Origin of the sequence: Photobacterium andalusiense (genome assembly GCF_900185625.1) — a bacterium.
Lineage (GTDB): Bacteria > Pseudomonadota > Gammaproteobacteria > Enterobacterales > Vibrionaceae > Photobacterium > Photobacterium aquimaris.
This window is the reverse complement of record NZ_FYAJ01000006.1, coordinates 110,965-122,028: the sequence shown is the minus strand read 5'-3', so window position 1 is coordinate 122,028 and position 11,064 is coordinate 110,965. Positions and strand designations below refer to the sequence as shown.

Here is an 11,064-nt window from a genome sequence, read left to right as displayed (position 1 = left end):
ATTTATTGTTGAATATTTTACAATTTCAATGGCTAGCGGCATAATTCACTGACCACTTTTAATAAGGTAATCTCATGGCTCTGTTCTCAACGCCACCACGTTCAATTTGTATCTTACGTTTATCTGCTATTGGTGACGTATGCCATGCGATTGCTGTTGTTCAAGCCATTCAACGCCAGTGGCCAACGACTGAAATCACTTGGGTAGCTGGTAAGGTTGAAGCACAGTTAATCAATGCATTACCTAATATAAAAGTGATCTGTTTTGATAAAAAGGCCGGCTGGAATGGCATTAAACAGGTTTGGCAACAACTTAAATCATACCGTTTTGATGCACTACTCGATATGCAAGTCGCCTTACGTGCAAGTGTACTATCTTTAGGTATCAAAGCTAAGTATCGGATTGGGTTTAGTAAAAATAGAACCAAAGAAGGCCAATGGTTAGTTACTAATCAGCACTTACCCAATACTGACAGTATACATGTTCTCGATAATATGGCTGATTTTGCACGTTTTATTGGAGTGTCTTTTACGACCCCAGAATGGAATATTCCACTTACCGCAGCAGATAACAGCATTGCTGCACAATATATTAATCAGCCAACACTGGTAATATCACCAGCAGCCAGTAAAGATGAGCGTAATTGGCTCCCTGAGCGCTATGCTGCCATTGCAGATTATGCCGCAACTAAAGGCTTGGCAGTTATACTCTGCGGCTCACCTAGTGAACGTGAGCAACAATTAGGTCAACAAATTATCAGCCACAGCCAAGCGCCAATCACTAATTTAATTGGTAAAACAACCCTGTTACAGCTAACAGCATTATTACGCGCAGCAACTGTAGTGCTAGCACCAGATTCAGGTCCAGCACACTTAGCAACTACCCAAAACACGCCTGTAATTGGACTTTATGGCCATAGTAACCCTGCGCGTACTGGACCGTATTTATCACAGTCATATACTGTTAGTGTTTATCAGCAAGTCGCCGAACAACATTACGGCAAACCATTAGGTGAGTTACCATGGGGAGCACGCGTCAAAGGCAGCGATATCATGCCGCAAATTAGTGTGGCAATGGTAAAAGAAAAACTTGATCTCATTCTATCGCTATCATCACCAATGCCATAAGCTGCAAAGGAAAACATATGAGCATATCAACAGGCAAACCGACACTTGGTGTTGCATTAATTGTTAAAAATGAAGCCAAGCATCTTGCTGCATGTTTAGATACGGTGAAAGACTGGGTCGACGAAATAATTATTTTAGACTCTGGCAGCACAGATGAAACAGAAACCATTGCTCGTCGCTATACTGACAAATTTTATGTCAATAAGCAGTGGCCTGGGTTTGGTAAACAACGTCAGCTTGCTCAACAGTATGTCAGCAGTGATTATGTGTTATGGCTTGATGCTGATGAACGCATCACGCCAGAACTAAAACAATCCATTCAAGATGCACTCCAAACCAATCAACATAATGTGGTTTATAGCGTTAACCGCCTTAGTACTGCATTTGGAAAGTTTATTCGCCACGCTGGCTGGCACCCAGATTGGATTGTACGTTTATATCGCCCACAAGAAACCCACTATAATGATGTTCAGGTACATGAATCGGTGATCATTCCTTCTGGCTGCCAAGTGATAAAAATCACAGGTGCCTTAGAGCATTATACCTTTGATGATTTCTTTGAATTTCAAAAAAAACAATCAAAATATGCTGAACTATGGGCTAAAGAAAAGCACTTACAAGGCAAAAAAACATCTATAGCATCAGCTATTGGACATGCTGTTTTTAGCTTTATACGAACCTATTTTATCAAACGCGGCTTCCTTGATGGTAAACATGGTTTTATTATTGCCTCTATAAATGCGCAATATGTACTTAATAAATATCTTGGCCTTTACCTTAAACAAAATAAGTAACCCATTATGACAACACGTGTTATCTATCCCGGTACCTTTGATCCAATTACTAACGGCCACCTTGATCTTATTGAGCGTGCTGCGGCTATGTTTGATCATGTCATTGTTGGTGTGGCATTTAATCCAACCAAAAAACCGTTGTTCACATTAGAAGAGCGGGTTGAACTTGCCCAACAAATCACAGCACATTTGCCTAATGTTGAGATTGTTGGTTTTTCTGGATTATTGGTCAATTTTGCCCAAGAGCACCACGCCAATATTTTAGTGCGTGGGTTACGTGCGGTGTCTGATTTTGAATATGAATTTCAACTCGCCAATATGAACCGACGTTTGATGCCTGAACTGGAAACGGTATTTTTAACACCAGCAGAAGAGAACTCTTTTATTTCTTCAACCATAGTCAAAGAAGTCGCACTCCATAAAGGAGATGTGAGTCAATTTGTTGATCCAATCATCACTCAAGCCTTATTGGCTAAATTTACTCAAATATAAACAAAAAAAGGGAGCACATTGGCTCCCTTTTCTACTCAATCATCATGGCTTATTTGTTGTAGTATTCGCGATACCAGTCAACAAAAGCTTGCACGCCAGGTTTAACATCAACCGCTGGCTTATAACCAGTTGCTGCAAATAAATCATCAGTATCAGCATAGGTCATGTAAACATCACCCGGTTGCATTGGCATAAAGTTTTTCTTCGCCTCAACACCAAGTGATTCTTCAAGTGCTTCAACATAATCCATTAATTTAACTGGGCTACCATGACCAATATTATAAATACGGTATGGCGCAGAGCTCGTCGCTGGTGAGCCTGTTTCTACTGTCCATTCAGGATTAGGTTGTGGAATCACATCCTGAATGCGAATAACACCTTCAACAATATCATCGATATAAGTAAAATCACGACTCATATCACCATTGTTATAAATATCAATTTCTTTACCTTCCATGATCGCATTAGTAAATTTAAACAATGCCATATCAGGACGACCCCACGGGCCATAAACCGTAAAGAAACGTAAGCCTGTTGTCGGAATACCGTAAAGGTGTGAATAGCTGTGCGCCATCAATTCATTAGCTTTTTTAGCTGCGGCATACAATGATACCGGATGATCAACGCTATCAGCGGTATCAAATGGCATCTTTTGATTTAAGCCATATACCGAACTTGATGACGCATAAACAAGGTGCTCAACTTTGTTATGACGGCAGCCTTCAAGGATAGTCAAATAGCCAATTAAGTTACTATCACCATAAGCCATTGGATTATCTATTGAATAACGTACACCTGCTTGACCTGCAAGATGGATAACTCGATTAAATTTTTGTTCAGCAAATAGATTCGCAATCGCTTCACGATCAGCAAGATCCATTTCAATAAAGCTAAAATTATCATGCTTGATACGATCTAAGCGTGCATGCTTTAGCGCAACCTCATAATAGTCATTAAGGTTATCGATACCAACTACTTGGTGGCCTTGAGCACATAAACGCTCTGTCACTGCACTACCAATAAAACCAGCGACTCCAGTTACTAAATATTTCATCTTCTAGCCCTTTCTGTGTTTTGAAAACACGCATTATTTTTATATGATTTTTAACTATGATAGCAAGATTGGTCAGGATTACTGCTCAAAAAAAATGAACCTATGCTTAATAAAAATCGAATAAATAACTAACTCAGTGCTGACACTTACTACAAAAAACCGTGGCTCGTTGACCAAGTTTTATCTCTGTTAAAAGCTCACCACAACGTGGACAGGGCTGACCACCTTTACCATAAACTTGTAATTCTTGCGCAAAGTAACCGGGTTTGCCATCGGCATTTTTAAAGTCTTTTAGCGTTGTTCCACCTTGAGCAATTGCTTTGTGTAATACGGTTTTTATTTCATTGGCCAGCAAGTGTAACTTTTGTGATGAAACTTTACCTGCAGGGCATTGTGGATCAATTCCTGCCGCAAATAGCGATTCATTGGCATAAATATTACCGACGCCGACCACAATATGATTATCCATGATAAGTAATTTAATCGCTTTACGCTTTGCTTTTGCCTTAGCAACCAAATAATCACCATTAAAATCATCACTCAATGGCTCTGGACCCATTTTCTCTAATACCGGATGGTCTTCCCCTATCGGTTGCCATAGCCATGCGCCAAAGCGACGAGGATCGTTATAACGCAGGATTTCACCACTGGCTAATACCACATCAACATGATCATGTTTTTCAACCACTGAGCCCGCAGGTAATATACGTAAACTACCTGACATACCAAGATGAACGACCGCGTAGCCAATATCAGTTTCTAATAATAAATATTTGGCCCGGCGAACAACCTTGTGAATCACCTGCCCTTCAATATTTTTAATCGCCTCAGGAATTGGCCAACGCAATCTTGAATTACGAATAATGATTTCAATCACCGTTTGCCCAACAACATGTGGGGTGATCCCCATACGAGTCACTTCAACTTCAGGTAATTCAGGCATCTTTCGCTTACTCCGATAATGATGATAATTTTGATGATAACGGTGGGAATAGCAACTCACCAGCCACAGTTACCGCTAACCACTCTCCAGTGCCAGTGTTTAGCAACCAAAAATGCGACAATTGGTAAGCGGTGATCCGCTGAGGTTGCGACAAGCCGACAAACCATGCCTCAACAGTGTGCGGCAGCAGCAATTGCTTTTTTAATACTGATAACTGCTGTTGACTAATTTGGGTTCCTTTCAAAGTTTGCCATCGAGCAATAACTGCTGCGATATCGAGCGCCACCAAAGGCTGACTCTTCCAACCTATCGCTGACTGCTGAAAAGTCATTGTAGGTAACACTAATCGTTGAATAATACGATCCTGAGCAAATAATGGCATCACCACCGCTGGCGCACTCGCCGTCGATGTAACGGTGAAACGCTCACGAAAAAGCTCTGGAAGCCGTATGACAGCGATAAAAGCTAAAACCCCAATGATGATAACGTTATTCCATCCCCGTCGCGTTAGACGCATTCTCAGGCGCTCCTATGCGCAATTATCAATACCGATTAAGATACCATTGCTACTAGCGGCAGCAACAATCAATTATGTCAGTGTCTAACAGAGTATACAGGGAAAGCTAGGAAAGCAGGAAAGCAGGAAAGCAGGAAAGCAAGAAAGCAAGAAAGCAAGAAAGCAAGAAAGCAAGAAAGCAGGAAAGCAGGAAAGCAGGAAAGCAAGAAAGCAAGAAAGCAAGAAAGCAAGAAAGCAGGAAAGCAGGAAAGCAGGAAAGAGTACAAATTTTAAATATAAAAAAACCCAGCTAGGCTGGGTTTTTATCAAAGATTGATAAAACCAATTACTTGATTTTAGCTTCTTTGTAAAGCACGTGCTGGCGAACTACTGGATCAAATTTCTTGATCTCAAATTTGCCTGGCATGTTGCGCTTGTTCTTGTCGGTAGTGTAGAAGTGGCCTGTACCAGCTGATGATACTAGACGGATCTTCTCACGAATGCCTTTAGCCATTGTTCAAATTCCTCTAAACGTTCTCGCCGCGGACACGCATCTCTGCAAGAACGGCATCAATACCTTTCTTATCAATGATACGCATACCTTTAGCAGTAAGACGTAGTTTAACGAAGCGTTTTTCGCTTTCTACCCAGAAACGATGAGTTTGCAGGTTCGGCAGAAAACGACGCTTGGTGGCATTACGTGCGTGTGAACGGTTGTTACCCGTTACAGGACGCTTACCAGTTACTTGGCATACTCGGGACATTACTGTCTTCTCCAAATCGTTTCGCTCGATATCTACCATGGAAATTTAATGTAAAATTCAATTTTACATATAACCACAGCTATCAAAGGTCGCGCATTATACTAAGTCAAAACCAGTTGCTCAAGTCCCGAGCAGATCCTTTCTCACTTTTTTTGTCGAAAATTGTCTATTTTATAGCCAACCGCGCTCGGCAAAGGAAATAACTTCTCCCTCACCGACAACAAAATGATCCAGAACACGAATATCGACTAAAGCCAGCGAATCGCTGATCTTGCGGGTTATTCGATGGTCAGCCTGACTAGGTTCAGCAACGCCTGATGGGTGATTATGCGCTAAAATTAACGCCGCTGCATTAAGTTCTAACGATCTTTTTACAACTTCACGCGGATAGACGCTCGCACAATCAAGCGTTCCTTCAAATAATACCTCTCCAGTTATAACTCGGTGTTGATTGTCTAGGAATAGGATATAAAAGGCTTCGCGCTGTTTATGGCGTAATTTTTTGACTAGATATTGGCGAGTATTTTGTGGATTTGTGAGCGCGTTATCTTTTTTTAAAATTTCTTCTAAATATCGCTCTCCCATCGCTAAAACAGCCTGCAACAGAGCAAACTTTGCCGGACCCAAGCCTTTAACCTCACAAAAAGTTTCTTTATCTGCAGCCAGCAAGGCGCGTAATGAACCAAATTCTTGCAATAAATACGTCGCCAATTCCAACGCGTTCATCCCTTTAATGCCGGTGCGTAAAAAAATGGCTAATAATTCAGCATCGGTGAGTGACTCACAACCGTGAGATAATAATTTTTCGCGCGGACGCGATGCTAATGGCAATTGCTTAAGCGACATATTGTCTCCTTATTGGTATACCACTAGCAAAACAGCCATCACTTTTTACACAACCTAACTAGTACTGTTTTTTGAAATCATCGACAATTTTTAGGATTGATATGACTATTTACAATCATAAAACCTCGACACGATCACTGATAAAAAAACCTAACCACCATTGCAAGCGATGATCGTTGATAGATTTGATGCTATCGTGTCAGCAAAATTTATTGGCTTCTAGACACAGGCAAAACCATGCAAACACTGGCAGGAAAAAAAATCCTTCTCGGCATTAGCGGCGGTATCGCTGCCTACAAATGTGCAGAACTTACGCGTCGCTTAATTGAACGCGGCGCCCAAGTTCAAGTTGTAATGACCACCGCAGCACAAGAATTCATTACACCACTAACCATGCAAGCGGTATCGGGAAATCCTGTTTCAAGTAGCTTATTAGACCCTTCTGCTGAGGCATCAATGGGTCATATTGAACTGGCTAAATGGGCCGATCTGGTTTTACTCGCGCCAGCAACAGCCGACTTAATTGCTCGCATCAGTGCTGGCATGGGTAATGATTTACTGTCGACGCTTTGTTTAGCAACCGATGCACCTATTGCTGTTGCACCGGCAATGAATCAGCAAATGTACCGCAACATTGCGACTCAAGAAAATCTGCTTACACTCCAGTGTCGTGGGTTTACGTTATGGGGACCTGCTAGTGGTGAACAGGCTTGTGGTGATGTTGGTCCAGGACGAATGCTTGAACCAATGCAACTGGTACACCATTGTGAAGATTTTTTTCAACATTCTGATCTAGCAGGATTAAATATCGTCATCACTGCAGGTCCTACTCGTGAAGCGATAGATCCAGTGCGTTATTTAAGTAATTACAGCTCGGGTAAAATGGGGTTTGCTATTGCAAAGGCTGCGGCTAAACGCGGCGCTAATGTGACCTTAATCAGTGGCCCAGTAAATCTAACCACACCAGTAGGTGTAACACGAGTTGATGTCAGTAGCGCTATCGAAATGCAGCAAGCTGCGTTAGCTTACGCAGTAAAAAATGAGATATTTATCGCCTGTGCCGCAGTGGCTGATTTCCGCCCTGCGCAGATTGCTGAACAAAAAATGAAAAAACAATCAGACAACGAAACAATGACCATTCAACTGGTGAAAAACCCTGATATCGTTGCTGCTATTGCTGCGCTAACTAACCAGCGTCCATTTACGGTTGGCTTTGCTGCTGAAACTCAGGATGTCGAGCACTATGCGCGTGGCAAACTCGCCACCAAGAAGCTTGATCTTATTTGTGCTAATGACGTTTCAGTACAAGGACAAGGCTTTAATAGCGACACCAATGCACTCCATTTATACTGGCCTAATGGTGATAAAGCATTACCATTAACCACTAAAGCCGATCTTGGCCAGCAATTAGTGACTGAAATTGTTGCCCTTTATCAACACGCCACGCACTAGAGCATTATTATGAACACTATCGATCTTAAAATTCTTGACCCCCGTGTTGGAACCGAGTTTCCCTTACCCGCTTATGCAACCACAGGCTCTGCTGGGCTTGATTTACGTGCGTGTCTTGATCAAGCATTAATCGTAGCGCCAGGGGAAACTCACTTGGTACCGACTGGCTTGGCGATTCATATTGGCGATTCAAATCTTGCAGCAACGATTTTACCGCGCTCAGGCCTAGGTCATAAGCATGGCATTGTGTTAGGTAATCTTGTTGGTTTAATCGACTCAGATTATCAAGGTCAACTGATGGTATCAGTCTGGAACCGTGGTGACACAACCTTCACTATCGAGCCTGGTGATCGTATTGCGCAATTAGTTTTTGTACCGGTGGTACAAGCACAATTTAATATTGTGACTGATTTTGACGATGCAAGTCTTCGTGGTGAAGGTGGTTTTGGCCACTCAGGTCGTCAATAAGTTTATTTATATCAATAAATATCAATTATGCTTTTGACGTATGAATTTATTTTGATGCTAAAATAACCGATAACGATCAAACACAAAGCGCAACTCTTGAAGGTTGCGCTTTTTTTACTGATAAACTGCATACATTTATCATCCAGTGCTTTTCACGACGCAATGGCATCGCTAAGATAAGCGGGTTTCACGCTGTCCATGGACAGTCTCATTTTGCAAAGGAACGATAATTCATGGCTGGCACCAAAAAAAGCAATCGCCGCGAAGAGATACTTCAGTGTCTTGCTCATATGTTGGAATCAAATCAAGGAAGCCAACGTATTACCACCAAAATGCTGGCGGCTAATGTTGGAGTCTCGGAAGCTGCACTCTATCGCCACTTCCCAAGTAAAGCACGGATGTTTGAAGGCCTGATTGAATTTATCGAAGATTCAATTACTACTCGTATTAACCGCATTCTTGACGATGAAAAAGATACCCTTACTCGCCTGAGAATGGTGCTACAACTGATATTGATGTTTGGTGAGCGTAATCCCGGTTTGAGCCGTATCATGACAGGTCACGCATTAATGTTTGAACAAGATCGCTTACAGTCACGCATTAATCAGTTATTTGAACGCATTGAATCACAATTACGTCAAATTCTTAAAGAACGTAAACTACGTGAAGGCAAAGGCTTCCCTATTGATGAATCCATTTTAGCCGCCCAGTTACTTGGCCAAGTGGAAGGCAGTTTAAGTCGTTATGTTCGCTCAAGCTTTAAATACAAGCCAACTGAAAACTTTGATGATTACTGGCAACTACTTAGCGGTCAATTAGGCTAATCAAACGCAGCATTGATTTAATCTATCAACTGTAGCATAAAAAAAGCGAGCCTCAATCGAGACTCGCTTTTTTATTATTTGGTAGTAATTTAAACTAATTACACACCGTATTGAGTTCGGTACGCAGTAACAGCGGCTAAATGCTGCTCCATACCTGCTTGCTCGCTTAAATAAGTCACCACATCGCCAAGAGAGACAATTGAAATCACTGCGCAACCAAAATCACGCTCGACTTCTTGAATCGCAGATAATTCACCTTGGCCTTTTTCTTGACGATCAATCGCCACTAATACGCCCGCTAAATCAGCACCATTGGCTTTAATGATTTGCATTGATTCACGAATGGCGGTGCCTGCAGTGATCACATCATCAACTAACATAATGCGGCCTTCAAGTTCGCTACCAACTAAGTTGCCACCTTCGCCGTGGTTTTTGGCTTCTTTACGGTTAAAACAGTATGGCGTATCAATATCATGATGATCAGCCAATGCCACTGCGGTAGTGGTCGCAATTGGAATCCCTTTGTACGCTGGACCAAATAACACATCAAACTCAATTTTAGCGTCAACCAATGCAGCAGCATAAAAGCGGCCTAGACGCGCAAGATCACGACCAGTATTAAATAATCCCGCGTTAAAGAAATACGGACTTTTACGACCCGATTTCAGAGTAAACTCACCAAACTTTAATACGCCTTTTTCTAGGGCAAATTCGATGAACTGACGCTGATATGCTTTCATTGTGGCTCCTTAAACGACTTTCGTGTTTTACAATGTTGAAGATAGAAGCAACCTTTACCCATCTCAGTGGTAAAACTGTTGCCGCTGAAATCAATGATTATTCCTCTAACCAATAAATTTCAGATAAAAAAAAGCGGCTCCAATAGGAACCGCTAACAATTAGTTTTCTAAGGCTTGTTTCTGCATCGATATAATATCGGTTATGCCGTCTTTCGCCAGCGCCAGCATTGCCAGCAACTCTTCATGGCTAAACGCCTCACCCTCAGCAGTACCTTGAATCTCAATCATCTTGCCGTCTTCGGTCATCACCACATTCATGTCGGTTTCAGCGGCGGAATCTTCAAGATACTCAAGATCACAAATTGGCTCGCCTTTATAAATACCAACCGACACTGCAGCAACCATACCTTTAAGTGGGCTTTTCTTAATCATGCCTTTTTCAAGCATATAATTGATTGCATCGACCAATGCCACCATTGCACCGGTGATAGAAGCAGTACGTGTGCCACCATCTGCTTGAATCACATCACAATCAACAGTGATCATTTGCTCGCCAAGCACTTTCAAATCAACCGCAGCACGTAAACTACGTGCAATCAGACGTTGAATTTCCATGGTGCGACCGCCTTGCTTACCGCTAGCCGCTTCACGGCGATTACGAGTATGCGTAGCGCGTGGCAACATACCATATTCTGCAGTCACCCAACCTTGACCTTTACCTTTAAGCCAACGCGGCACATTTTCTTCAACACTAGCAGTACAAATTACTTTGGTGTTGCCAAATTCAACCAATACTGAACCTTCAGCATGGGCTGTATAGTTACGAGTAATAGTGATTGGACGTACCTGAGTGGCACTTCTTCCGCTTGGACGCATCGGGATTTCCCTTTGGCTGGATGATATTAACCGGCGATTATAGCGACATCTCAATCCCAGTGCACGAGAAAACCATAGCTTAAACGATAGAATCAACCTTGTTTTGCATTTACAGCAGTAGCCCACAACCCGTGATCTCGCATATAATAATAAAACTCGGTTACGACGCACCTCTATTGTAATTAAAA

Annotated in this window: 14 protein-coding genes; 6 read left to right on the top strand and 8 right to left on the bottom strand. The window is 42.1% G+C overall.

Annotation, left to right across the window (positions count from 1 at the left end; all coding sequences use genetic code 11):
* Window positions 1–74: 74 nt before the first annotated feature.
* From PAND9192_RS14555 to coaD, 3 genes are read left to right on the top strand one after another with little or no spacing between them, the layout of a single operon-like run.
* A complete protein-coding gene (locus PAND9192_RS14555) occupies window positions 75–1,127 on the top strand; it encodes a glycosyltransferase family 9 protein (protein WP_087854361.1) in 1,053 nt (350 codons plus the stop codon).
* A gap of 17 nt (window positions 1,128–1,144) precedes the next feature.
* Window positions 1,145–1,921 (top strand): glycosyltransferase family 2 protein, encoded by a 777-nt coding sequence (locus tag PAND9192_RS14550; RefSeq protein WP_087854360.1) that lies wholly within the window; start codon window positions 1,145–1,147, stop codon window positions 1,919–1,921.
* Window positions 1,922–1,927: 6 nt separating this feature from the next.
* Complete coding sequence (gene coaD, locus PAND9192_RS14545) at window positions 1,928–2,413, top strand: pantetheine-phosphate adenylyltransferase (RefSeq protein ID WP_087854359.1); 486 nt, start codon at window positions 1,928–1,930, stop codon at window positions 2,411–2,413.
* A gap of 49 nt (window positions 2,414–2,462) precedes the next feature.
* Here coaD and PAND9192_RS14540 read toward each other — a convergent pair whose 3' ends face one another.
* The 6 genes from PAND9192_RS14540 to radC all read right to left on the bottom strand — a co-directional run bounded on the left by PAND9192_RS14540 (window position 2,463) and on the right by radC (window position 6,516).
* Complete coding sequence (locus tag PAND9192_RS14540) at window positions 2,463–3,467, bottom strand: NAD-dependent epimerase (protein ID WP_087854358.1); 1,005 nt, start codon at window positions 3,465–3,467, stop codon at window positions 2,463–2,465.
* 133 nt (window positions 3,468–3,600) lie between these two features.
* Window positions 3,601–4,410, bottom strand: coding sequence for a bifunctional DNA-formamidopyrimidine glycosylase/DNA-(apurinic or apyrimidinic site) lyase (mutM, locus tag PAND9192_RS14535; RefSeq protein ID WP_087854357.1), 810 nt, complete (start codon window positions 4,408–4,410; stop codon window positions 3,601–3,603).
* Between the two features lie 7 nt (window positions 4,411–4,417).
* Window positions 4,418–4,927 (bottom strand): hypothetical protein, encoded by a 510-nt coding sequence (locus tag PAND9192_RS14530; protein ID WP_087854356.1) that lies wholly within the window; start codon window positions 4,925–4,927, stop codon window positions 4,418–4,420.
* A gap of 325 nt (window positions 4,928–5,252) precedes the next feature.
* Window positions 5,253–5,420 (bottom strand): 50S ribosomal protein L33, encoded by a 168-nt coding sequence (rpmG, locus tag PAND9192_RS14520; protein ID WP_005371942.1) that lies wholly within the window; start codon window positions 5,418–5,420, stop codon window positions 5,253–5,255.
* Window positions 5,421–5,433: 13 nt separating this feature from the next.
* Window positions 5,434–5,670 carry a 50S ribosomal protein L28 gene (gene rpmB / locus PAND9192_RS14515; protein WP_060997767.1) on the bottom strand — a complete coding sequence of 79 codons (237 nt, stop codon included), beginning with the start codon at window positions 5,668–5,670 and terminating at the stop codon, window positions 5,434–5,436.
* Window positions 5,671–5,841: 171 nt separating this feature from the next.
* Window positions 5,842–6,516, bottom strand: coding sequence for a RadC family protein (radC, locus tag PAND9192_RS14510; protein ID WP_065169268.1), 675 nt, complete (start codon window positions 6,514–6,516; stop codon window positions 5,842–5,844).
* A gap of 237 nt (window positions 6,517–6,753) precedes the next feature.
* Here radC and coaBC point away from each other — a divergent pair, with 237 nt between their 5' ends.
* The 3 genes from coaBC to slmA all read left to right on the top strand — a co-directional run bounded on the left by coaBC (window position 6,754) and on the right by slmA (window position 9,260).
* Window positions 6,754–7,968 carry a bifunctional phosphopantothenoylcysteine decarboxylase/phosphopantothenate--cysteine ligase CoaBC gene (gene coaBC, locus PAND9192_RS14505; RefSeq protein WP_087854354.1) on the top strand — a complete coding sequence of 405 codons (1,215 nt, stop codon included), beginning with the start codon at window positions 6,754–6,756 and terminating at the stop codon, window positions 7,966–7,968.
* A 9-nt stretch (window positions 7,969–7,977) separates the two neighbouring features.
* Window positions 7,978–8,436, top strand: coding sequence for a dUTP diphosphatase (gene dut / locus PAND9192_RS14500; RefSeq protein WP_087854353.1), 459 nt, complete (start codon window positions 7,978–7,980; stop codon window positions 8,434–8,436).
* 233 nt (window positions 8,437–8,669) lie between these two features.
* Window positions 8,670–9,260, top strand: coding sequence for a nucleoid occlusion factor SlmA (slmA, locus tag PAND9192_RS14495; RefSeq protein WP_065169265.1), 591 nt, complete (start codon window positions 8,670–8,672; stop codon window positions 9,258–9,260).
* Between the two features lie 98 nt (window positions 9,261–9,358).
* Here slmA and pyrE read toward each other — a convergent pair whose 3' ends face one another.
* Together pyrE and rph are read right to left on the bottom strand one after the other, a co-directional pair.
* Window positions 9,359–10,000 (bottom strand): orotate phosphoribosyltransferase, encoded by a 642-nt coding sequence (pyrE, locus tag PAND9192_RS14490; RefSeq protein WP_065169264.1) that lies wholly within the window; start codon window positions 9,998–10,000, stop codon window positions 9,359–9,361.
* Between the two features lie 159 nt (window positions 10,001–10,159).
* Window positions 10,160–10,876 carry a ribonuclease PH gene (gene rph / locus PAND9192_RS14485; protein WP_036789329.1) on the bottom strand — a complete coding sequence of 239 codons (717 nt, stop codon included), beginning with the start codon at window positions 10,874–10,876 and terminating at the stop codon, window positions 10,160–10,162.
* Window positions 10,877–11,064 lie beyond the last annotated feature (188 nt).